The organism is Streptomyces sp. TRM70350 (assembly GCF_019219825.1).
In the GTDB taxonomy this organism is placed as follows: domain Bacteria; phylum Actinomycetota; class Actinomycetes; order Streptomycetales; family Streptomycetaceae; genus Streptomyces.
On the sequence record NZ_JAHUXH010000032.1, the window covers coordinates 43,662 to 66,712 of the forward strand.

The following is a 23,051-nucleotide window of genomic DNA, read 5'->3' on the forward strand; positions in this document are numbered from 1 at the left end:
GGCGGAAGGGAGGTCTTCGGTGTCAGTCGTGCTCGATCCGGCAGAGGCAGAACGGGTGGCCCGCCGGGTCCGCGTACACCCGGAAGTCCTTGCGCTCGTAGTCCTCCGCGTCCAGCACCCGCGCACCCAGCCCCAGCACCCGCTTCTCCGCCATGTCCACCTGCTCCCAGGTGGACCCGGCGTCGAGGTCGATGTGGAACTGCTGCGCGTTGCGGTCGGCGCGCGGCCACTCCGGCGGCGTGTAGCCGTCCACGCGCTGGAAGGACAGGCGCGGGCCGCCGGGGACCTGCAGGACGACCCAGTCGACGTCCGTGTCGTCCGGGGTGCCGCCCACGATCTCGGCGTAGAAGCGGGCGAGCGCACGGGGGTCGGGGCAGTCGAGGACGACGGAACGGAAACGTGCCACGGGTGCCATGGCGATACCTCCCGGCTCAGCAGGCGCACAGGCGGAACGGGTGCCCCGCCGGGCCCGCGTACACACGCCGACTGCGTGAGCGGTCCTCGGCGGCCGACGCCCGGGCGCCCCGCACCGGCACGCCCGCCTCGGCCGCGTCCAGGTCCTCGAACGTGAGGCCGGTCCGGACGGGAGACGCGGCGGTACCGGGCGAACGGCGCCAGAGGGGCGGGCTCGTGGTGCAGAATGCGGGAAGACGCCGGTTCGGCCGACTGAGCCTCGGCCGAACCGGCGTCGCCGTGACAGCTGTGCCGTGACAGTTATGCGGTGGGACGGCCCATCGCGCGATACGTCCACCCGGCCCGCCGCCACAGCTCCGGGTCGAGGGCGTTGCGGCCGTCCAGCAGGACGCGGGACTGCACGACCTCGCCCAGCGCGGCCGGATCCAGCTCGCGGAACTCCCGCCACTCCGTCAGGTGCAGTACGACGTCGGCCCCCCGCGCCGCCGCTCGCGCGGAGTCGGCGTACCCCAGCGTCGGGAAGATCCGCCGGGCGTTGGCCATGCCCTTCGGGTCGTACACCGTCACCTGGCCGCCCTGGAGGTGGATCTGCCCGGCGACGTTCAGCGCGGGCGAGTCACGGACGTCGTCGGAGTCGGGCTTGAACGCGGCGCCGAGCACGGCCACCCGCTTGCCCAGGAAGGACCCGCCGCCGAGCGCCTCCCGCGCCATCTCCACCATCTGCCCGCGCCGGCGCATGTTGATCGAGTCGATCTCGCGCAGGAAGGTCAGCGCCTGGTCGGCCCCCAGCTCACCGGCGCGCGCCATGAACGCCCGGATGTCCTTCGGCAGACAGCCGCCGCCGAAGCCGATCCCGGCCCGCAGGAACTTCTTGCCGATCCGGTCGTCGTACCCGATCGCCTCCGCCAGCTTCACCACATCGCCGCCCGCGGCCTCGCACACCTCCGCCATCGCGTTGATGAAGGAGATCTTGGTGGCGAGGAAGGAGTTCGCCGAGGTCTTCACCAGCTCGGCGGTCGGGAAGTCGGTCACCACGAACGGGGAGCCCTCGGCGACCGGCGTCGCGTACACCTCGCGCAGCAGCTTCTCGGCCCGGTCGCTGCGCACGCCGACCACGATCCGGTCGGGGTGCAGGGTGTCCTGCACGGCGAAGCCCTCGCGCAGGAACTCCGGGTTCCACGCCAGTTCGGCGTCCGCGCCGGCGGGCGCGTGCTCGGCGAGGTAGGCGGCGAGGCGGTCGGCGGAGCCGACGGGCACCGTCGACTTGCCGACGACCAGGGCCGGGCCGGTCAGATGCGGGGCGAGGGAGGCGAAGGCGGAGTCGACGTAGTTCATGTCGCAGGCGTACTCGCCGTGCCTCTGCGGGGTGTTCACACAGACGAAGTGCACATCGCCGAACGCCGCCACCTCGGCGTAGTCCGTGGTGAACCGCAGCCGCCCGCTGGACCCCTCGATCCCGGCGACATGCTTGCGCAGCAGCTCCTCAAGCCCCGGCTCGTACATGGGGACCTCGCCCCGCCGGAGCATCTCGATCTTCTCCGGGACGACGTCGAGCCCCAGGACCTCGAAGCCGAGTTCGGCCATGGCCGCGGCGTGGGTGGCGCCGAGGTAACCGGTACCGATCACGGTGATCTTGAGGGCCATGGGGACTCCCACTGGGTAGCGTCTGTAGTGCGGGGCCGAGCATAGCCGTCGGCCCTGGCGGGCAACTTTCCCGCTGTCGTCAAGCTCACGTACCCGTGCCGTGGGCGGACCCCTAAAATTTGGGTTACTTAACGGTAATTAGCGCCAGCAGCATCACAGCGTCTTCCTTGGAGCGTGAGAGACCTTGGCCGGATCGGCTGACTTCGACCTGTACCGCCCGTCCGAGGAGCACGAACTGCTCCGCGACACCGTTCGCGCGCTGGCCGAGGCGAAGATCGCGCCGTATGCCGCCGCGGTGGACGAGGAGGCCCGCTTCCCGCAGGAGGCGCTGGACGCGCTGGTGGCCAACGACCTGCACGCGGTGCACGTACCCGAGTCGTACGGCGGAGCGGGCGCGGACGCGCTGGCCACGGTGATCGTCATCGAGGAGGTGGCGCGCGTCTGCGCCTCGTCCTCCCTCATCCCGGCGGTGAACAAGCTGGGCTCGCTGCCGGTGCTCCTCTCCGGCTCCGAAGAGCTGAAGAAGAAGTACATGACACCGCTCGCCAAGGGCGACGCGATGTTCTCGTACTGCCTCTCCGAGCCCGAGGCGGGCTCCGACGCGGTCGGCATGAAGACGCGCGCGGTCCGCGACGGCGACCACTACGTCCTCAACGGCGTGAAGCGCTGGATCACCAACGCGGGCGTCTCCGAGTACTACACGGTGATGGCCGTAACGGACCCGTCCCAGCGCTCGAAGGGCATCTCCGCCTTCGTCGTCGAGAAGTCGGACGAGGGCGTCTCCTTCGGCGCCCCCGAGAAGAAGCTCGGCATCAAGGGCTCCCCGACCCGCGAGGTCTACCTCGACAACGTCCGTATCCCCGCCGACCGCGTGATCGGCGAGGAGGGCACCGGCTTCGCCACGGCGATGAAGACCCTGGACCACACCCGCATCACCATCGCCGCCCAGGCCCTCGGCATCGCCCAGGGCGCCCTGGACTACGCCAAGGGCTACGTCCAGGAGCGCAAGCAGTTCGGCAAGCCGATCGCCGACTTCCAGGGCATCCAGTTCATGCTCGCCGACATGGCCATGAAGATCTCGGCCGCCCGCGCCCTGACCTACCAGGCCGCCGCCGCCTCCGAACGCGGCGACACCGACCTCACCTACCAGGGCGCCGCGGCCAAGTGCTTCGCGTCGGACGTGGCGATGGAGGTGACGACGGACGCGGTCCAGCTCCTCGGCGGTTACGGCTATACGCGTGACTATCCGGTGGAGCGGATGATGCGGGACGCCAAGATCACGCAGATTTATGAAGGCACGAACCAGGTCCAGCGCATCGTGATGGCGCGGAACCTGCCGTAGTCCCGGGTCCGTGGCCATTCGGCGGATCGGCACATCAGCCCCCGGAGCGAATCCGGGGGCTTTTGTCGCCTAGTGGACGCTTCACGGGCTTTGCCGATGCGGCATTCGCGAGGAATTGTTCACGTCCGCCCGATGGCGCGTGGTGGCGGAGAGGCGTACGACGGAAGGGCACGGGGCCCGACCACGGACCCCTTTCCCACCCCAGGAGGAGCCATGACCCAGCCCGGAACCATGACCGCGATGAGCAAGGCGATGCAGGACTGCGTCCAGGCCTGCATGTCCTGCCACTCCGTGTGCGAGGAGACCATGAGCTCCTGCATGCAGATGGGCGGGCAGGCCCAGATGCAGATCATGCGGGCGCTGATGGACTGTTCCGAGATGACCCGCATGTGCGCGGACATGATGATGCGCCGCTCGCCGATGTCGGCCGAGATGTGCGCGATGTGCGCCAAGGCGTGTGACATGTGCGCCGAGGCGTGTATGTCCATGCCGGACGACGAGCAGATGATGCGCTGCGCCGAGGCCTGTCGCCGCTGCGCCGAGATGTGCCGCGCGGTGGCCTGAGCCCCGCCGACGGGCCCCGGCGTCGTTCAGAGCAGCGGCGCCAGGGCCCGTTCCAGGTCGGCCGGTGCACGGAAGTGGACGGTGGCCATGCCGAGCGCGGCCGCCGCCTGAACGTTCTCCAGGGTGCCGTCCACGAACAGGCACCGGTCGAGCGGTACGCCCGCCAGGTCGGCGGCGATGCGGTAGATCCGCGGATCCGGCTTGACCAGCCCGACGCGGGCGCTGCCGACCAGGACCAGCGGCGCCGGGGCCCGCTCCCGGTTGGTCGGTCCGCTGCGCCGGGTGCGGGTAGTCGTGGCTGGTCGCGCAGTTCCCCGCGCCCCTTGGGGGGTGCGGCTGTCCCGCGCTGTTCAAACTTGGGTCAGCCACCCGAGACCGTGACCTTCTCGTCGTTCTTCAGCTGCTCGACCAGCGTCTTCACCTTGGCCGTGTCCCACTGGAGGTTGCCGTTGGGGGCGTTGCCCGCGAGGGGCATGTTCATCGACGTGCCGTCGCCGCCGCTGACGCCCTTCATCGCCCAGAACATGTCGGCGAGGTCGAACAGGCCCATGTCCTTGTCGACGACGAGGGAGTCCAGGCCGGCGCCCATGGTCGGGTACAGCTTGAACGGGTTGAGGACCGTGCTCGGCGTGGCCACCTGGTTGGCGAGCGCGGAGAGGAACTTCTGCTGGTTCTTCGTGCGGTCCAGGTCGGAGCCGGCCAGCGCGTACCGGGTGCGGACGAAGGCGAGGGCCTGCTCGCCGTTGAGGACCTGCTTGCCCTTCTTCAGGTCCGCGCCGGACTTGGAGTCCTTGATGTTCTGCGGGATGTCCATCTCGACACCGCCGACCGCGTCCACGATGTTCGCGAAACCGGCGAAACCGATCTCGACGTAGTGGTCGATGTGCAGTCCGGTGTTGAACTCGACGGTGCGGACCAGCAGTTCGGGCCCGTCCTCGGCGTAGGCCGCGTTGAGCTTCACATGCCGGCCCGTGCCCTGGTACGTCTTGCCGGACTCGGAGCCGACGAACGTCGGTATCTCCACGTCCGAGTCGCGCGGCAGCGAGATCAGGGTCGAGCCGTTGCTGCCGGTGTGCAGGATCATCATCGAGTCCGTGCGCTTGCCCTCGGCGGACCCGGTGTGCAGTTCCTTCTTCTGCTCGTCGGTCATGCCCTCACGGCTGTCGGAGCCGACGATGAGGTAGTTCGTGCCCTCGCCCGCTTCCGGCCGGTCGATCACCTTCGACAGGTCGACCTCGCGGTTGAGCTTGGAGTCGGCCCAGAAGTACGTGCCGACGAGCGTGACGACCAGCACGGTCACCACCGTGATCGACGTCACCTTGATACGGCGCCGCCAGTTCGGCGCGGGCCGCGGCGCAGGCCCGCCGTAGCCGTCGCCGGGTCCGCCGGGTCCGCCGGGGCCCCGGCCGCCCGGGGTGCCGTACACCTGGCCGGTGTTATAACCGCTGTCGTAACCGTCGTATCCCCGTCCGTCGACGTACGACGGCTGCTGCGGGACGTACGGCGGTGTCGCCTGGCCGCCGCCGGGCGGTGCCGTCGGGCCGCGCCGCACCTGGCGCATCACGCGGGCGCCTTCGGGCTGCGCGCCTGCGCTGCCGCGTCCGTACCGGGTGCCGCGGTTGTCGTCGGACCATCCCTGGGGCCAGTCATTCATGCGCCCCAGTGTGCAGGGCGTGGATGTGTGCCTTACAAGGTTCGGCGGAAAATCACAGCGCGGCTGTTGCGAAGCTGACACAAAATCCACGGCCTTCACCTCGGCATAAGGTGGAGGCCATGACAGACCAGGCCAGCGCCCCGGAGCCGGAGACCCCGGACACTCCGGACATCCCGGGTAAGCCCACCTCCGCCTCCCGGACCACTCTCAGCCACATCATGACCCACAGCGACACGAACCTGCTGGGCACCGTGCACGGCGGCGTGATCATGAAGCTGGTCGACGACGCGGCGGGCGCGGTCGCCGGCCGGCACAGCGGCGGCCCCGCCGTCACCGCGTCCATGGACGAGATGGCGTTCCTGGAGCCGGTCCGCGTCGGTGACCTGGTCCACGTCAAGGCCCAGGTCAACTGGACCGGCCGGACCTCGATGGAGGTCGGCGTCCGGGTCCTGGCCGAACGCTGGAACGAGTCCACCCCGCCCACCCAGGTCGGCTCCGCCTACCTCGTCTTCGCCGCGGTCGACGCCGACGGCAAGCCCCGCCGGGTCCCACCGGTCATACCGGAGACGGAGCGCGACAAGCGCCGCTACCAGGAGGCCCAGATCCGCCGCACCCACCGGCTGGCACGCCGCCGGGCGATCATGGAGCTGCGGGAGAAGCGGGCGGCGGAGGGGTTCGAGGACTGACAAAGCCCCATGAGGGCGGAGGGCGTCGAGAGCCGACGCTTACTAAGGGGTCCTTGCACTCTGCCCGCCCGGGTCGCGCGGCCTGGCACCGCACCTCGCCGCGTTGCCGAAACGCCCAGGTAGCGGCGCTACCAGGGCGCTCCGGCGCCTTGCGATGCACGGCACCAGACCACGCGACCTGATCGGACGCTCATAGTGCAAGGACCCCCAACGGGCGTGGAGCGCTTCGAGAGCCGACGCTTGCTTGCGAGCGCGGACGGGGTCGTCGACTGGCGTGGCGCTACGAGCACTTCACCTCGTCCCCCCGCACCACCCCGAACTCCCCCTCCCGCACATCCGTCGCCTTCACCTTCCGTACCTGCCGGTAGTCCGTCCCGACGATCACCTTGAGCGTCGCGCCCTGTCCCTTGACCGGTCGCAGCTCGCTGCCGGGCAGGGCCGCCGCGAGGGACCTCGCGGAGCGGTCCCAACGGGGGTCGTAGGCGATGATCGTCCGGCGGACGGACTGGGTCGCGGCGTTCGTCGGCCGGCGGGTGGTGCTGAAGCCCGTGGCCGCCAGGGCGGCGTCCGCGCGGCGGCCGAGGCCGGGGGTCTTCGTGCCGTTCTCCACCTGGACGCGGATCTGCTGGGGTGCCACCTCCACGCGTACCGACGTGTCCTTGGGGCGGCCCGCGGCCAGTGGCTTGTCGTCGCGCAGGGCCCGGAAGAGGCGGCCGGACCTCACGGGGTCCCACTTCAGGGTCGAACCGATGCCCTTCACGGGGTATCCCATCCGGCCGATGGGGACCGTCGCGAACTCCGAGGAGGACGGGGAGAAGCTGCGCATCGCCCGGCCGAGGTCCAGCAGTTCCTCCGTGCCGAAGCTCTTGTCCGCGCGGACGGAGCCCAGCACCGCCCGCATCACGTCCCGGAACTTCATCGGGTTCAGCAGCACCCCGGACGACGTCGACTGGTCGATCAGCGCGGCCAGGAAGTGCTGCTGGCGCTGCATCCGGCCGAGGTCGGACGCCCCGTCGACGTAGCGGGCGCGGACGTACTGCAGGGCCTGGCCGCCCGAGAGCCGGTGTGTGCCGGCGGGGAGGTTCAGGCCGGTGTGGGAGTCCTTCAGCGGGCGCGCGGTGCAGATCTTCACGCCGCCGAGCACGTCCACCGTCCGCATGAAGCTGGTGAAGTCGATCTCCAGATAGTGGTCGATCTTCACGCGCGTCATGCGCTCGACCGTGCGCACGGTGAGCTGGGGCCCGCCCTCCGAGTACGCCGCGTTCAGCCTGACCGGATGCGCCGCGTGCCGCTTGCCGGTGGTGTGGTCGATGTGCGCGGGCAGCTCGGCGTAGGAGTCGCGCGGCAGGCTCACCACGCTGGCCCGCTTCCGGTCCTCCGAGATGTGCACGATCATGATCGTGTCGGTGCAGTGGCAGGGCGCCCCGCCGAGGCGGTACTTGCGCCGCTCGGCCTGGGAGATCTTGTCCCGGCCGTCGGTGCCGACCAGCAGCACGTTCATGCCGTGCCCGGCCCGCGGCCGGTTCTTCATGTCCCGGAACGGGTCGACCCGGGTGATGCCCGCGTCCAGGCTGCTGACCACCGCGTGCCCGATCCCGGCCGAGGCGAGGATCACCACGGACAGCGTGGTGATCGCCCGCATGGCCCAACGCGGCTTCTTCCGCCGTACGGGCGGACGCACCGCGGGGCGGGGTTGCGGGCGGCGCTGCGGCCGGGCAGGGGACCGAGGCGGCGAGGCGGGCATGGGAAAACCTCCGCTGGAGCGGGCGCTGCGGTCGTACGTGGGATCATGAGCACCGTAGGCCCATACGATCTGTGGCCCGGTGCACCGCCACGGGCGGGGCGTCTCGCTGTCCCCCGTTCGCGGTAACGTGAGCCCCCTATGAACGCCAATCCCGACGTGCAGCTCCCCGCCGTGTCCGTGATCATGCCCGTCCTCAACGAGGAGCGGCATCTGCGCGGCGCCGTCCACGCGATCCTCGCCCAGGAGTACGCCGGCGAGATGGAGGTCGTGATCGCCCTCGGCCCGTCCACGGACCGCACGGACGAGATCGCGGCCGAGCTGGTCGCCGAGGACCCCCGGGTGCACACGGTCCCCAACCCGACCGGCCGGACGCCCGCCGCGCTGAACGCCGCGATCAAGGCCTCCCGGCACCCGATCGTGGTCCGCGTCGACGGCCACGGCATGCTGTCCCCGAACTACATCGCGACCGCCGTACGGCTCCTGGAGGAGACCGGCGCGCAGAACGTCGGCGGCATCATGCACGCCGAGGGCGAGAACGACTGGGAGCACGCCGTCGCCGCCGCGATGACGTCGAAGATCGGCGTCGGGAACGCCGCGTTCCACACCGGCGGCCAGGCGGGGCCCGCGGAGACCGTCTACCTCGGCGTCTTCCGCCGCGCGGCTCTCGAACAACAGGGCGGGTACAACGAGGAGTTCATCCGCGCCCAGGACTGGGAGCTGAACTTCCGGATCCGCGAGGCGGGCGGGCTGATCTGGTTCTCGCCGGAGCTGAAGGTGTCGTACCGGCCGCGGCCCAGCGTGAGGGCGCTGGCCAAGCAGTACAAGGACTACGGCCGTTGGCGGCACGTCGTCGCCCGCTACCACGCCGGTTCCATCAACCTGCGCTACCTCGCCCCGCCGACCGCCGTGTGCGCGATCGCGGCCGGTCTGGTCGTGGGCGCCGCGCTGACGCCGTGGGGGTTCGTGATCCCCGGCGGCTACCTGGCGGCGATCGCCCTCGGCTCCGTACCGGCGGGCAAGGGCCTGCCCCTGAAGGCCCGGCTGCAGATCCCCGTCGCCCTCGCCACGATGCACATGTCGTGGGGGTACGGCTTCCTGACCAGCCCCAGGTCGCTGGCGAGGCGGGTCATCGCGTCCCGGCGGCCGGCCGTGCGGGACTCCGCCTCCGCGTGAGCGTCCCTCGGGGGCGTGCCACCGGGCACGCCCCCGGCGCGCTCTACCAGCGGTAGGGCGCGTACACGTCCATGCACTGGCCGCGGTCCGACCCGTTGATCGCGCCCGCCGACTCCGGCACGTCCCCGGCCTCCGGGGCCGTCTGCTTCGGGTACGTCGTCCCGCTGCGCCAGTCGGCGCCCACGACCAGCGTGACCCCGCTGACATCGGTCGACTTCTGCACCGAACTCAGCGGTATCCCGAGGGACTTGGCGACCCGCTGGGCGTCGCCCTCCAGTTCGGCGCTCGGGTAGCGGACGACCGTCTTCTCCACGGACAGCCCGCCGGTCGTGTCCGCCGCGGCCCGCGTGAAGCCCTTCTCCACGAGCGCCGCGGCGAGCGCACCCGCCCGACCGTCGACCGCGCCCTCGGAGTCGGACCGGGTGGCGTTCTGCACCAGGACCCCGATCTCGGCGTCGTCGGCTGCGGGGTCGCCGGACTCCTTCTGCAAGCTCTCCTGAGTGCTCCCGGTCTTCTCCGACGACGCCTTGCCGTTCTTGTCGAAGGCCACGTCGTCCCGGATCATCGCCCAGATCTTCTCGGCGTCCGCCCCGGCCGGCACCAGATGGTTGGCGTTCTGCGGGTCGGTGACCGTCGGCAGGGTCGTCATGGTGATGCGGTTCGTCGGCACCGTCTTCAACTGCATGGCGAGGTCGTACAGCTGCTCCACCCTGCCGATCTCCTCCGAGACCTTCAGCGCCTTCGTGGCCGTCTCGGCGAGGTTCATCAGCCGGCCGGTGTCCGTGAAGACGTTCTGCTGCTTCAGGGTGCGGATCATCGAGTTCATGTACATGTGCTGGGCCTTGGCCCGGCCCACGTCGCTGTAGAAGGCGTGCCGGGTGCGCAGCCACTGCAACGCCTGCTTGCCCTGCACCTTCTGCTTGCCGGCCTTCAGCTTCAGCCCGGAGCCGCCGGGCACGCCGGGCAGCGGGCGGTCCCACACGTTCTGCCGCACACAGACCTCGACGCCGCCGACCGCGTCGGCGATGCTGACCACACCCGCGAAGTCGATCGTCATCCAGTGGTCGATGTAGACCCCGGTGAGGTTCTCCCAGGTGGTCAGCGTGCAGCCGGCGCCGCCCCGGGCGAGGGACTCGTTGATGATCCGGTTGGTCGCCGGGTAGGTCTCGCCGGTCTCCGGGTCCGTGCACGCGGGTATGTCCACCCGGGTGTCACGCGGGATGCTCACCACGGAGGCGCTCTTGCGGTCCGCCGAGAGGTGGACCAGCATCTGCACGTCCGCGAGCGGCTTGCTGCCGACGCTGCTCCTGGAGCCGCCGAGTTCCAGGTTCTCCGCCGTGTTCCGGCTGTCGGAGCCGATCAGCAGGATGTTCAGCGGCGTCTGCCCGGCCGCGTTCGGCTGAGGCTTCTCGGCCTTGGAGTCACCGCCGCTGCGCCGGCCGGTCTCCAGGTTGTCGTTGAGGTTCTGGTAGTAGAGGTAGCCCGCGCCGGCGGTGCCGAGTATGACCACCGACAGCACCGTCGCCGACCAGCGCAGCGCACGCCGTCTGCGCGGGCTCCGCGCGGTGCCGCGGCGCCCCCCGCGCCGCCCGCCGCCGCCGTGCCGCCCGCCGCCGTGCCGCCCGCGGCCGTCCGCCGCGTCCGTGGATCCCTCGTCCCGCGTGGTGGGGAACCCCGTGCCCTCGTCCTCCACCACGGGCACCTCTTTGCGCACACCCGTCTGCGCCACTTGCCTGCCCTCCCACCCCTGCGCCTGCCCACACGGGTCCGCCCCGCGCCAAGTCAGACGCGCGACGGACCCGTTGGGTTACCCCCCAATTCACTATTGGGCGCACTCGACCTTGTCTGCCGTGGACTTCTCGACGTCCGGCGCCTTCGTCGGAGCGGTGAGGGAGACGCCCGCACCCTTGAAGTCCTTGCCCAGCGTCAGCGTCATCGTGGGCAGGCCCTGGGAGTTCTCCACGCTCTCGCCGGGCTTCATCGCGGACCCGGCCAGGCCCATGATGGCGGCCAGCCTGCGTGCCTGGTCCGCCTGCTCGGGCGCGTACTCCAGGGTGGTCTTGCTCAGTTCCTCGTCCGCGTTGCCCGCGTTCTCGGACTTCGTCACGCCCTCGTCGTTCTGCAGCCAGTTGAGGGTCTCCTGGGCGCTGCCCGCCGGGGCGCCGCCGTTGAGGATCCGCACCCGCACCTCGGAGGGGTCGGCCTTGCTGCCCTTGAGCCGGGCGGCCACCGAGGCCTTCTCCTGCGCCTTCTGCTGTTTGACCTCGGTGAAGGAGACGTCGTTCTTGATGGCCTCGAAGACCTCGGGTGCCTTCGTCTGGTCGACCACGACGGTCGCCTTCACCGTCTCGGCCGGGTTGTCGACGACCGGCACGGTGGTGAACGTCAGGTTCTTGGTGTTGAGCTTGCCCAGCTCCAGACCGAGGTCCTTGAGCTTGCCGATGCTGTCCAGCTGGGAGTCGACGGTCAGCGCCTTGGTGCCCGCCTCGGCCAGCTTCAGCATCTTCGACGGGTTGGTGAGCGTGTCGTTGGACTTCAGCTTGCGCATCAGCGCGCTGAGGAACTGCTGCTGGAGGTTGATCCGGCTCAGGTCGCCGCCGGTGCCCACGGAGTGCCGGGTGCGGACGTACGCCAGCGCCTGCTCGCCCTCGATGGTGTGCGTGCCGGCCGGCAGGTTCAGCTTGGAGTCCCGGTCGTTGATGTCCTTGGCCAGACACACCTCGACGCCGCCGACCGCCGTGGTCAGCGTCTTGACCGCGTTGAAGTCGGCGACCATGAAGTTGTCCGGCGTGATCCCGGTCAGCTCGGTGACCGTGCGCATGGTGCAGGAGGGGGTCCGTCCGCTCTGGCCGAGGCTGGTGTTGAAGCGGACGTTCGTCGAGCCCGGGATCACCTTGGTGGAGCCGTCCGCCTGCGTGGTCGGGCAGTCCGGGACGTCCACGATCAGGTCGCGGGGGATGCTGAGCGCGGTCGCGTTGGAGCGGTCCTTGGACACGTGCAGCAGGATGGTGGTGTCCGCGTGGCCGGGGCTGCCCGCGTCGCCGTAGGACTCGTTGCCCGCGCCGGTGCGCTTGTCGGTGCCGATCAGCAGGATGTTGATGGCCTTGTCCTTCTGGAAGCCACCGGTGCTGGCGCCGTCGTCGGCGACGGAGGTGATGTTGTCGTTGAGGTGCTCGATGTAGATGTATCCGGCGCCCGCCACCGCGAGGAGGATGAAGGCCATGGTGCCGCCGGTCCACAGCACGGCCTTCTTCCCGTTCGCCTTCTTCGCGGGTCGGCGGCCACGTCGTGCCGACGGGGGTTCGGCGGGTGCGCCGCGGCGCCTGCGCGGGCCCGGGATCTCATGGCCCGGGGCGTTCTGCTGCTGACGGCCGGGGACCGGCGTACGGGCGCGGGGGGATCCGCCGGTGCCGCGGGAGCCTGCTCTGCGCGGGCCGGGAACCGTCGACTGCGGTGCGGAAGGACTCAGTCGCAGTTCGTATTCGCCGGTGTTCGGATTGAGTACCCACTGGTCTGCGGGGTCGATGTTCTCCGCCCGCCCACGGCCTTGCGCGTCCACGGTTGTCTGAATCCTCCGTCGGGGCCACGCGGCGCCTTCCCCCTTGAGGCGCTCGGTCTCGTACAAACCACGTACACAGTGCGCGACCCCGGAAATGGACTGCGTGGCCGGGGGTCGGGTGCACCGAAGCGCTCACACTATCCGGCCAGTTCAGCGCCGAGCGACGGCGGTGACCAATTCCACGTCCCTACAACTGGGCAATCCGCCCATTTCCTGGAACGAAAGTTCGCCGACTTGGTGCCCGCTTTACCGGCAGCCGTCCTCGGCGGCGGTCTTCCCGCTGAACGTGGGCGCCGGGGAAACCGGGGCCAGGAGGGAATCGGCGTACTCCCCGTAACCGTCCGACTGCGAATCCGCACCCCCGCTCCCCTCCGAGGAGCTTTCGCGGAAATCCAGCACGGCCTTCCCCGAGACCCGCACCGGGGCGTCGGTGCGCAACCGCTCGAAGAGCCGCTCGGCTTCGGGTTCCCTCAACTGGTCGCGATTGGCATTGCGGGCATAGGACTCCCGCGGCACTGTCAGGAACTGCACGCGTTCCGTGGGAATGTCGCGCAGCCCACGGACAAGGTCGTACAAACCGCGCAGACTTGCCAGCCCCGGGTCCGTGGTGAGCGACGAGGTGGCCGCGTCCAGCACGGGGTACAGCTTCACGGGATTCAGCAGTACGTCACTGCCGCGCAGCTTCTGCACCAGCGCCGCGAGGAATCGCTGCTGGCGCTCCATCCGGTCGGTGTCGCTGCCGTCGCCGAGGGACTTGCGGGCGCGGACGTAGCCGAGGGCCTGCTCGCCGTCGAGCGTCACGGTGCCCGCGGGCAGCCGGAGCTTGGCCTCCTTGTCGACGATCGGCTCGGCCAGGCAGATCCGTACGCCGCCGACGGCGTCGACCAGCTTCTTGAACCCGCTGAAGTCGACGACCGCGTGATGGTCGATCCGGATGTCCGTCATCCGCTCGACGGTACGGATCGTGCAGGCCGAACCGCCCGTCTCGAAGGCGTGGTTGAACATCGCGAACACCGGGTCGGTGCGGCTGCCGTCCGGGCGCCGGCAGCTCGGGACGTCCACCATCAGGTCGCGGGGGATCGAGACGGCGGTGGCGCTGCGGCGCCCGGCCGACAGATGCAACAGGATGGTGGTGTCGGACCGCTCGGTCCCGGTGTCCCGCCCGTACGTGCGGTTGCCCGCCCCGGCCCGTGAGTCCGACCCGACGAGCAGGATGTTCTGCGCGCCCCGCACCAGCGCGGTGGGCCGCTCCCGCTCGTAGCGCGCGAGCTCGGCGGCCGCGGCCTCGTCGGGCGTGATGTTCCCGTCGAGCTTGGCGTACACGATCCACCCGGCGGCCAGCGCGCCCGCGACGACCGCCGCGACCCCCGCCGTGCCGCCCCGTATCCAGCGCCGCCGGCGTCGGCGTATGAGCCCGTCGCCGGTCGCCGACACCCCGGCGCCCGGCCCGAGAACCACCGCCGGCGTGTCGTCGTCCGGACCCCCGGATGGCATGCCTGCGGTGTCCCTCACGACGGAATCCACCCCTCATGGAGTCTTGTGACACTGCTCCTACGACCATGACCCGGACGGGGTGGGGGCGCGGGTGGGGGTGGGCTGAACGGGTGAGGCGACCGGCCGCAACGGCGCCGCGGACCACCGACGGCACATCGCGGCCCTCCAGCGGAGCGCTCAGCGGGCCGTCGCCGTGACGCGCTCGGCCTCGATCCGCTTGGCCAGGGACTCGCCGTCCAGCCGGTCCAGGTTCCGGCACAGCACCACGGACCCGCCGATGGCGAGCGGCGCGTACAGCCCGGCGCTGAGGCCCTCCCAGGTGTCGTACGGCAGTGCGGACAGGATCCGCGATCCGGGCCCCGTCAGATCCAGCCCGGGCGCGTCGCCCGCCGCCCGCTCCACGACCTCCGCCGCGGTGTACTCCGCCCCGGCCACGATCAGCGCGGGCGCCTCCGGGTCCACCGGCGCGTACGGCGTGAACCGGTCGCCGTGACTCGGCACGTCCACGGCGTAGTCGGCGTACCCCTCCGGCGGCGACGGGAAGCGCCGCCCCAGCGGTGCCAGCGACAGCGCGTACCGCTCGCCGCGGCAGGCGAGCCCGTCCTCGAACCGGCCGGGCCCGGCCACCACGAAGTCCGCCCAGGCCGGATCGCCGTCCATGTCCGCGAGCACGCCGACCGACGAACACGCCAGCAGCCACACCGCCGTCTGCCAATGCGCGGGCAGCAGCAGCGCCACCCGGTCGCCGGGCTCGGCCGACAGTCCGTCCTGGATCAGGTTCGCCGTCTTGGCCACCCAATTGGCGAAGGTGGCCACGGACAGTTCGACCCGTTCTCCGGTGGCGTCGTCGTAGAACGTGACCAGGGGGCGCGCGGGGTCCGCGGCGAGCGCGGAACGCAGCAGGTCGGCAGGGGTGCGATCGGTGGCGTTCACCTGCGCAAGCGTACGCGCGCGGCCGGGCGCGCATCGAGTGGCGGGGCCACCGGTTCGGGCGAATCCGCCCCGACGGCACGTCAATTCCCCGATGGACAGATTTATATGACTATGCCCAGTATCAGGGGCATGCGTGGATTTCTTGCTTCCTCCATCGGCGTGACCTGTGCCGCCGCCCTCGCCCTGCCGCTGACCCTGCCCGTGACCACGGCGACCGCGTTCCCGGCGCCGAGCGCGGCGGCCGGGACGAGGGCCGCCGACCCGTCCGTCCAGCCCGGCATCCCCGGCAGTACCCAGTCGCTGCCGCTGGTTCCTCTGGCCGGTGAGCGTGCCGAGGGCGCGCCCGGCGCGCAGGGCCTGCCCCGCCGGGACGTACGGCGTTTCTCGCTCGTCGGCGTCGCCTGGGACGACCCGGACACCGAACTCCACGGCCGCGTCCAGGTCCGTACGCGTGCGGTGGGCACCGGCGCCTGGTCCGGCTGGCAGGACGTCGAGACCCACAACGCCGACCACGGCCCCGACCCGGGCACCAGCGAACACTCCTCCGGCCGGCTCCGTGGCGCCACCGCGCCGTTGTGGGTGGGGGACTCCGACGGCGTGGAGGTACGGGTCCTGCCCGAGACCTCCTCGCGTACGGCCGCCCCGCTCCCCTCAGGCCTCCGCCTCGAACTCGTGGACCCCGGCCGGGCGGACACCGCCCGCGGTGCCGATGACGATCCCCCGCTGACCGGTCCCCTCAGCGCCGAGACGACCGCGGCCTCGGAGGCCAACGCCCTGCTCGCGCCGCTCGGCGCCACCAAGATCCCGGCCCTGGACCGGGCGGACACCGAGGACGAGATGTTCGTGCTGCGGGCCCCCGAGTTGACGGCGGAACAGCTGGCCGAGCCGTACATCGGCCCGCGCCCGGGCATCACCACCCGGCGCGGCTGGGGCGCCGACGAGAGTCTGCGCGAGAAGGAGTTCCTGTACACGAAGCAGGTCAAGGTGGCCTTCGTGCACCACACCGCCACCGGGAACAACTACACCTGCGCACAGGCGCCGTCCGTCATCCGCAGTATTTACCGCTACCACGTGGTGAGCATGGGCTGGCGGGACATCGGCTACAACTTCCTCGTCGACAAGTGCGGAAACATCTACGAGGGGCGTGCCGGGGGCGTGGCGGAGCCGGTCATGGGGGCGCACACCCTCGGTTTCAACCACGACAGCATGGGGATCGCCGTCCTCGGCACGTTCAACTCCACCTCACCGCCCACGGCGACGGTGGAGGCCATCGGGCAGTTGACGGCCTGGAAGCTGGGCCTCTTCGGGGGCGATCCGGGGGGCAAGACATATCTCAAGTCCGGGGGTGGCAACCTCTACAAAAAAGGTACGAACGTACGACTGAACGTGATCTCCGGCCACAAGGACGGTTTCCTGACGGACTGCCCAGGAGAGCTCCTGTACGGCAAGCTCGGATCCATCCGGTCGCAGGCGTCAAGCCTCCAGGGGCGGCCCTGAGGGGCCGGAGGGTGTGGGGCGGGGGCCTGTGGCGTACGACGGGGGCGAAGGCGAAGTGTTCAGTGGGGGGCTTTCGGTGAGGGCGTACGGCCGTCGAGGGCACCGGACAACGGTCTGCATACACTGGCCGGCCGAAAGACAGTTCGGCCGGTCCCGGCAGGAAGCAGAGACGACAGGTGACAGAAGCGATCCTCCTGGTCGGCGGCAAGGGCACCCGGCTGCGCCCGCTCACGGTGCACACGCCCAAGCCGATGGTCAGGGCGGCGGGGGTGCCGTTCCTCACGCATCAGCTGGCGCGGGCGAGGGCGGCGGGGGTGGAGCACATCGTGCTCGCCACGTCCTATCTGGCGGAGGTCTTCGAGCCGTACTTCGGGGACGGCGCCTCGCTGGGACTGCACATCGAGTACGTCACGGAGGAGGAGCCACTCGGCACGGGCGGGGCGATCCGGAACGTGGCGTCGCGGCTGCACTCCGGTCCTGAGGATCCGGTACTCGTCTTCAACGGGGACATTCTGACGGGGCTGGACATCAGGGCGTTGGTGCGGACGCACGAGACGACGGGGGCGGATGTCTCCCTGCATCTGACGCAGGTGACGGACCCTCGGGCGTACGGGCTGGTGCCCACGGACGAGACGGGGCGGGTGACGGCGTTCCTGGAGAAGCCGCAGACGCCGGAGGAGATCGTCACCGACCAGATCAACGCGGGGGCGTACGTCTTCCGGCGCTCGGTGATCGACACGATTCCGGTGGGCAGGCCGGTGTCCGTGGAACGCGAGACCTTCCCGGATCTGCTGTCGGCGGGGGCGCACTTGCAGGGGATGGTCGACTCCACGTACTGGCTGGACCTGGGCACGCCGGCGGCGTTCGTACGGGGCTCGGCGGACCTGGTGCTGGGCCGGGCGCCGTCTCCGGCGGTGCCGGGACGCTGTGGTGACCGCCTTGTCCTTCCTACGGCGAGGGTGGCGCCGGACGCGAAACTCGCCGGCGGCACGGTGGTGGGCGAGGGGGCGTTCGTGGCGGAGGGCGCGCGGGTGTTCGGGAGCACGATCCTGCCGGGCGCGGTGATCGAGCCGGGCGCCGTCATCACCGACTCCCTCATCGGCACCCGGGCGCGCGTCGGGCAACGCTCCGTCCTGACCGGGGCGGTCATCGGTGATGGCGCGGTGGTCGGTCCGGACAACGAACTCCGGGAGGGGGCGCGGGTGTGGTGCGATGCCCGGATTCCGGGGGGTGCGGTGCGGTTCTCGTCGGATCAGTAGGGCTGGGGTTGGGCCGGGTGCCTGCGGCTGTCGCCGTGGTGGCGGCCGCAGCGCGCGCAGCTGCGGGCAGTCGTGCCGCTGGGGCGGCACGGGTAGGGCGCAGCGGCACCCCGTCGCGCCGGGTTGCGCAACGCGCCTGCGTCAGCCAATGGCACCTGTCGCGCCGGGTTGCGCAACGCCCCTGCGCAGCCCGCGCAGCGCAGGGCGCCTACCAGCGCCCGATGTCCCCCCGAGGCATCTTCGGTGCCCTCCTCGGCGGTACCCTCCCGCTCAGCAGGATCAGGCGAGCCGCGCGATGGCGTTGCCCGGCGTAGGGCTCCAGCAGGGACAGCATCACGGAGTCGTCCGCGTCCCGGTCCCCGGCCAGCGCCCACCCCACGATCCCCGGCAGATGCAGATCCCCCACGGTCACCTCGTCCGGCGCCCCATGGCTGCGCTGCACGGTCTCCGCCGACGTCCACGGCCCCACCCCCGGCACCAGCTCCAACCGAGCCCGCGCGGCCCCGGGCTCCATCCCCGCCGCCTGCTCCAGCCGCGCGGCGACCCGTACCGCCCGCAGGATCGTGGACGCCCGCTTGTCGTCGACCCCGGCCCGGTGCCATTCCCAGGAGGGGATCAGCGCCCAGGTCCGCGGCGGTGGCATGACCCACATCCGCCCGGGCACCGGCCCCGGCGCCGGTTCCCCGAACTTCCGTACGAGCAACCGCCACGCCCGATACGCCTCGTCGGTCGTGACCTTCTGCTCCAGGACCGAGGGAATCAGGGACTCAAGGACCAGCCCGCTCCGCGTCAGCCGCAGGCCGGGCCGCCGATGCCGGGCCAGCGCGACGATGCGATGCCGGGGCGCGAAGAGGGAGGGGTCGTCCGAGGCCCCGAGCAGGTCGGGAAGCTGGTCGAGGAGCCAGTCCGCGCCGGGGCCCCATGCCTCGCCCCGCACCTGCGTGCCATGCGCCGACACCCGCAACGTTCCCGGCCCGGCCGGTGTGAGGCACGCGCGCCACACCGACCCGTCCGGCGTTGTCCGGAAGGTCGGATCCCCGGGGCCCCGCCGCAACGGACCCAGCACCAGCCCGAGGTCCAGCGGCCCGTCCGGCACCCAGGTCCGGACCCGCCCCGCCGTCCGCGCCATCTGCCGCGGCACGCCCGCGGGCACGACGACCTCCCCACCGCGCACCGTCGTGCGGGTGGGGCGGGGAGCGAAACGTCCGGCCACGAAGGTGATCCCAGGGGTAGAGGGGCTGCCCTATGAGAGTAGGCGTCGGAGCGGCATGGTCACCGCACCTCGATGAACGTCCCCGCGTCCCGCTCCGGTCGCGGCCGCGGTTCCTCCGCCGGGTGGCCGACCGCCACCGCGCCCATGGGATCCCAGTCCGCGGGCAGCCGCAGTACCTCGCGCACCACGTCCCGGCAGAACATCGTCGACGACACCCACGCCGAGCCCAGCCGCTCCCCGGCCAGCGCCACCAGGAAGTTCTGTACGCCCGCCCCGGCGGCGACCACGAACATCTCCCGCTCGGCCCCGTCCCGCCGCGCGTCCCCGTAGGTGTGGGAGCCGTCCATGACCAGGCAGGGGACCACCAGGTACGGCGCGTTGCGCAGCACGTCCCCGCGGCGTACCCGCTTGGCGATGGACTCCTCCGTCTTGCCGTCCCGCCGCAGGTCCGCGATCCAGGCGTCCCGCATGGCGTCCAGCAGCCCGGTCCGCGACGCGGGAGACTCCAGCAGGACGAAACGCCACGGCGTCGTGTGGTGCGGCGCCGGTGCCGTCACGGCCGCGGCCACGGCTCGGCGTACCGCGCCGGGGTCCACGGGCTCGTCCGTGAAGGACCGGACCGTACGCCGCTGGGTCACCGCCTCGCGCACCGCCTCCGACGTGCCGAGCCGGAACATGTCGTCACGTGCGCCCCGTACCAATGCCCGCGCTCCTTCCCCGTCCCCCTCGGCCACCGCGTGCGGCAGACCGCGTACGACCGCGACCGGCAGCCCGGCCGCCTTGCCCTTGACCAGGTCGCCCGCCGCGGCGAGCTCGTCGGCGGTGGCGACGACGGTGGCGCTGAGCGGATTGCCGTACGCGTCCGTGCCCCCGCGCAGATCGTCGAGTACGCGCACGCCGGCGGCGCCGATCGCCACATCGGTGAGCCCCGAGCGCCAGGGGCGCCCGAAGGTGTCGGTGACGATCACGCCGACGTTGACGCCCAGGGTGTCGCGCAGTCCGCTCCGGATCGCGCGCGCGGACGCGTCCGGGTCCTTGGGCAGCAACAGCACCGTCCCGGTGGGCGTGTTGGAGGCGTCGACGCCTGCGGCCGCCATGATCAGGCCCTGGCGGTTCTCGACGATGCGCAGGGGCCCGCGCCGGGCCACCACCCGTACCGTCTCGGCGTCGATCGCGGCCTCCCGGTCGTCCGCCTGGACGATCCGGCCCTCCGCCTTGGAGACGATCTTCGAGGTGACGAGGAGTACGTCCCCGTCGGCCAGCCCCGGTTCGGCGGCGGCGATCAGCTTGGCGAGGTCGTCCCCGGGCGCCACCTCGGGGAGGCCGGGGACCGCCCAGACGCGGTAGCCGGTCATGCGTCCCGCACCTCCTCGGCCAGCGCCAGCGCGTCGCGGGCCATCCGCGCGGCGGCCTCGTCGTCGGTCATCAGCAGGGGTACGGCCCGGCAGCGGATGCCCGCCGCCTCGACCCGCTCCACCGCGCTCGCGTCCACGGTGTCCACGAGCCAGCCGTCGAGCAGCCCCGAGCCGTAGTACTCGGCGACCGCCGCGGCCGTGGCCTCCACGCCGACCGCCGCGAGCACCTTGTCGGCCATCCCGCGCACCGGCGCGTCCCCGACGATGGGGGAGAGGCCGACCACCGGCACCCCGGCCTCGGCGATCGCCTCCCGGATGCCGGGCACGGCGAGGATCGTGCCGACCGAGACGACCGGGTTGGACGGCGGGAAGAGGATGACGTCGGCCTGCGCGAGCGCCTCCAGCACACCGGGTGCGGGCTTGGCCTGCTCGGCGCCGACCGGCACGACCGCCTCGGCGGGGACCGAGGCCCGCAGCCGTACCCAGTACTCCTGGAAGTGGATCGCCTTGCGCTCGCCGTCCAGTTCGACGGCCACGTGCGTCTCGACGCGGTCGTCCGTCATGGGGATGAGGCGGACGCCGGGCTGCCAGCGGTCGCACAGCGCCTCGGTGACCGCGCTCAGCGGGTAGCCCGCGCCGATCATCTGGGTCCGCACGATGTGCGTGGCGAAGTCCCGGTCGCCGAGGCCGAACCACTCCGGCCCCACGCCGTACGCCGCGAGTTCCTCCTTGAGGTGGAAGGTCTCGTCGGCCCTTCCCCAGCCCTGCTCCTCGTTGATGCCGCCGCCGAGCGTGTACATCACCGTGTCGAGGTCCGGGCAGACCTTCAGCCCGAAGAGGTGGATGTCGTCACCGGTGTTGCCGATGACGGTGATGTCCGCGTCCGGCACGGCCCGCTTCAGACCGCGCAGGAACCGGGCACCACCGATGCCGCCTGCCAGAACCACAATGCGCATGGGAGCCAGTGTTGCAGGCGGCTACGACAGCACGTGTTGCAGGCGGCTGCGACAACGCGTCAGGCGGTCACGGCACGCGCCTCGCAGCGGGCGGTGGTGTGCATGGGCATCTCCGTGAGGCCCGGGTAGTAGATGTGCAGGCTCACCGCCGGTTCGAGGGCGTCGTTCACCACCTCGTGCACATAGCCCGGCGCGAACACCCGCTGCGCCCCCGGCCCCAACGCGCGCGTGCCCCGCCGTGTCCGCTCGGTGAGGGTGCCGTCCAGGACGGTGAGAACACCGGAGGAGGGGCCGTGGTCGTGCGGGCCGCTGCCCTGGCCGGGCACCCAGGACAGCAGCCAGACCTCGTAGCCGGGGCCGGTGCGCAGCCGGTGGTACCAGCGGCTGGTGGCGTCGTACTCGACAAGGTGCTCCCACTGGGAGCGGTCGGCGGCGATGGAGCGGGCCAGGCCGACGAACTCGGCGACGGTGGCCGGGTGCTCGCGCGGGGCCTGGAGCAGGTGCGGGACTTCGAGGATGTCGCCGGCGATCTGGAGGTCGCTGTCGCTGTTCATGGGGTGGTGTGGTTCCTCGGCGGGAGAGCGGAGACGCGGAAAGAACGAGAAGACAGCCGAGTCGGGGCGACTCGGGGTGCAGCCGGAGCGCGTGGGGCTCAACAGCTGGAACAGCAACAACAGCTACAGCGAGCGTGGGCAGCACCGAGGGACCCGGCGGAGCGGGTCGAGGTGGGCGCCAAGTTCGCGAGCATGCCCACAAGGACACCGGCTCACACTCGCACTGTCAACTCGGCGCCCGATATGTGGGACATGTTTCACCTCTTCCGGTTCATCGCTCAGGTGAAAGGTTTGCTCAGGCCGTCACCGGGACACATGGCGCACAACCGGGCGCGCAAGCCTCGTTGCGATCCCGTGATCCGACTGTGATCCGGTTCGCATCGGCGCGCGCGTCGGAACGAGATCGAGCCAGTGGGCGTCCTTCTCCGTACAGGGTCTGCGTGAGGCCGGTGGCCTCCTGGACCCCGACAGCGTGTCAAGGTTTATGGCGATTTGAACACTTTCCGCACGGCCTTGGTTCCGCAGAGTGAATAAGGGGCTCAATAGCAGATCTCGGCTTGACTCGCCCGGAGCAGCACACTTGTAATTTCACTCGTGTCGTTCAGCCGAAATCGGTAACGGCAACATCACGGGGACGTGAAAGACAGACGAGGGGCGCACATGACCGAGCTGGTGCAGCAACTGCTGGTCGACGACGCGGACGAGGAACTCGGCTGGCAGGAGCGCGCGCTGTGCGCCCAGACCGACCCCGAGTCCTTCTTCCCCGAGAAGGGCGGCTCGACCCGCGAGGCCAAGAAGGTCTGTCTCGCCTGCGAGGTCCGCTCCGAATGTCTTGAGTACGCCCTGGCCAACGACGAGAGATTCGGCATCTGGGGCGGTCTGTCCGAGCGTGAGCGCCGCCGCCTGAAGAAGGCGGCCGTCTGAACCGAACGGCACACATCGTCTTCGCACCTACGGGGCGAACGGCCCGTCGCGGGTGGGTTATCCACAGGCGGCGGGCCGTCGTCATG

19 protein-coding genes and 1 pseudogene are annotated in these 23,051 nt (G+C 71.0%); 7 read left to right on the plus strand and 13 right to left on the minus strand.

The features are described 5' to 3' along the window. Window positions 1-22 precede the first annotated feature (22 nt). Window positions 23-415, minus strand: coding sequence for a VOC family protein (locus KWI83_RS39830; RefSeq protein ID WP_218517858.1), 393 nt, complete (start codon window positions 413-415; stop codon window positions 23-25). Window positions 416-714: 299 nt separating this feature from the next. Beyond that, window positions 715-2,058 carry a UDP-glucose/GDP-mannose dehydrogenase family protein gene (locus KWI83_RS31875; protein ID WP_218517859.1) on the minus strand — a complete coding sequence of 448 codons (1,344 nt, stop codon included), beginning with the start codon at window positions 2,056-2,058 and terminating at the stop codon, window positions 715-717. 184 nt (window positions 2,059-2,242) lie between these two features. Between KWI83_RS31875 and KWI83_RS31880 the strand changes: the two genes are divergently transcribed. After that, complete coding sequence (locus KWI83_RS31880; RefSeq protein WP_218517860.1) at window positions 2,243-3,400, plus strand: acyl-CoA dehydrogenase; 1,158 nt, start codon at window positions 2,243-2,245, stop codon at window positions 3,398-3,400. Window positions 3,401-3,613: 213 nt separating this feature from the next. Continuing rightward, on the plus strand, window positions 3,614-3,964 hold the full coding sequence (locus KWI83_RS31885; RefSeq protein WP_218517861.1) for a four-helix bundle copper-binding protein: 351 nt from the start codon (window positions 3,614-3,616) through the stop codon (window positions 3,962-3,964). 26 nt (window positions 3,965-3,990) lie between these two features. Here KWI83_RS31885 and KWI83_RS31890 read toward each other — a convergent pair. Together KWI83_RS31890 and KWI83_RS31895 are read right to left on the minus strand one after the other, a co-directional pair. Then, window positions 3,991-4,197 (minus strand): annotated as a pseudogene (locus KWI83_RS31890) (HAD-IA family hydrolase); the annotation flags it as partial. 128 nt (window positions 4,198-4,325) lie between these two features. Beyond that, the gene (locus KWI83_RS31895; protein ID WP_218517862.1) at window positions 4,326-5,618 is read right to left on the minus strand and encodes an LCP family protein; all 1,293 of its coding nucleotides are present in this window, start codon (window positions 5,616-5,618) and stop codon (window positions 4,326-4,328) included. A 119-nt stretch (window positions 5,619-5,737) separates the two neighbouring features. Between KWI83_RS31895 and KWI83_RS31900 the strand changes: the two genes are divergently transcribed. Beyond that, a complete protein-coding gene (locus tag KWI83_RS31900; RefSeq protein WP_218517863.1) occupies window positions 5,738-6,304 on the plus strand; it encodes an acyl-CoA thioesterase in 567 nt (188 codons plus the stop codon). A gap of 280 nt (window positions 6,305-6,584) precedes the next feature. On the opposite strand, the gene KWI83_RS31905 is transcribed toward KWI83_RS31900, so the two are convergent. Beyond that, window positions 6,585-8,048, minus strand: a complete 1,464-nt coding sequence (locus tag KWI83_RS31905) for an LCP family protein (protein WP_218517864.1) — start codon at window positions 8,046-8,048, stop codon at window positions 6,585-6,587. A gap of 138 nt (window positions 8,049-8,186) precedes the next feature. Here KWI83_RS31905 and KWI83_RS31910 point away from each other — a divergent pair, with 138 nt between their 5' ends. Next, window positions 8,187-9,221, plus strand: coding sequence for a glycosyltransferase family 2 protein (locus KWI83_RS31910; RefSeq protein WP_218517865.1), 1,035 nt, complete (start codon window positions 8,187-8,189; stop codon window positions 9,219-9,221). 43 nt (window positions 9,222-9,264) lie between these two features. On the opposite strand, the gene KWI83_RS31915 is transcribed toward KWI83_RS31910, so the two are convergent. From KWI83_RS31915 to KWI83_RS31930, 4 genes are all read right to left on the minus strand, one after another. Next, complete coding sequence (locus KWI83_RS31915) at window positions 9,265-10,950, minus strand: LCP family protein (RefSeq protein WP_218517866.1); 1,686 nt, start codon at window positions 10,948-10,950, stop codon at window positions 9,265-9,267. A gap of 93 nt (window positions 10,951-11,043) precedes the next feature. Next, window positions 11,044-12,780, minus strand: coding sequence for an LCP family protein (locus KWI83_RS31920; protein ID WP_218517867.1), 1,737 nt, complete (start codon window positions 12,778-12,780; stop codon window positions 11,044-11,046). 246 nt (window positions 12,781-13,026) lie between these two features. Continuing rightward, window positions 13,027-14,274 carry an LCP family protein gene (locus KWI83_RS31925; protein WP_218517868.1) on the minus strand — a complete coding sequence of 416 codons (1,248 nt, stop codon included), beginning with the start codon at window positions 14,272-14,274 and terminating at the stop codon, window positions 13,027-13,029. 177 nt (window positions 14,275-14,451) lie between these two features. Next, entirely contained in the window at window positions 14,452-15,207 is a 756-nt protein-coding gene (locus KWI83_RS31930; protein ID WP_218517869.1) for a TIGR03089 family protein, read from the minus strand. Window positions 15,208-15,336: 129 nt separating this feature from the next. On the opposite strand from KWI83_RS31930, the gene KWI83_RS31935 reads away from it, so the two are divergent. Then, window positions 15,337-16,704: a peptidoglycan recognition protein gene (locus tag KWI83_RS31935; RefSeq protein ID WP_256363079.1), complete on the plus strand. Its 1,368-nt coding sequence runs from the start codon at window positions 15,337-15,339 to the stop codon at window positions 16,702-16,704. Between the two features lie 176 nt (window positions 16,705-16,880). Next, window positions 16,881-17,963, plus strand: a complete 1,083-nt coding sequence (locus KWI83_RS31940) for an NDP-sugar synthase (RefSeq protein ID WP_218517870.1) — start codon at window positions 16,881-16,883, stop codon at window positions 17,961-17,963. Between the two features lie 208 nt (window positions 17,964-18,171). Here KWI83_RS31940 and KWI83_RS31945 read toward each other — a convergent pair whose 3' ends face one another. Genes KWI83_RS31945 through KWI83_RS31960 form a run of 4 tightly spaced genes read right to left on the minus strand, consistent with a single transcriptional unit; the run spans window position 18,172 to window position 22,041 of the window. Then, window positions 18,172-19,176 (minus strand): DNA-3-methyladenine glycosylase, encoded by a 1,005-nt coding sequence (locus tag KWI83_RS31945; protein ID WP_218517871.1) that lies wholly within the window; start codon window positions 19,174-19,176, stop codon window positions 18,172-18,174. A 59-nt stretch (window positions 19,177-19,235) separates the two neighbouring features. Then, a complete protein-coding gene (locus KWI83_RS31950) occupies window positions 19,236-20,531 on the minus strand; it encodes a coenzyme F420-0:L-glutamate ligase (protein ID WP_218517872.1) in 1,296 nt (431 codons plus the stop codon). Continuing rightward, window positions 20,528-21,487 (minus strand): 2-phospho-L-lactate transferase, encoded by a 960-nt coding sequence (gene cofD, locus KWI83_RS31955; protein ID WP_218517873.1) that lies wholly within the window; start codon window positions 21,485-21,487, stop codon window positions 20,528-20,530. Before cofD ends, KWI83_RS31950 begins: the two co-directional genes overlap by 4 nt. Before the next feature lie 59 nt (window positions 21,488-21,546). Further along, the gene (locus KWI83_RS31960; RefSeq protein WP_218517874.1) at window positions 21,547-22,041 is read right to left on the minus strand and encodes a cysteine dioxygenase family protein; all 495 of its coding nucleotides are present in this window, start codon (window positions 22,039-22,041) and stop codon (window positions 21,547-21,549) included. Between the two features lie 660 nt (window positions 22,042-22,701). On the opposite strand from KWI83_RS31960, the gene KWI83_RS31965 reads away from it, so the two are divergent. Beyond that, window positions 22,702-22,965 (plus strand): WhiB family transcriptional regulator, encoded by a 264-nt coding sequence (locus KWI83_RS31965; RefSeq protein ID WP_003975777.1) that lies wholly within the window; start codon window positions 22,702-22,704, stop codon window positions 22,963-22,965. Window positions 22,966-23,051 lie beyond the last annotated feature (86 nt).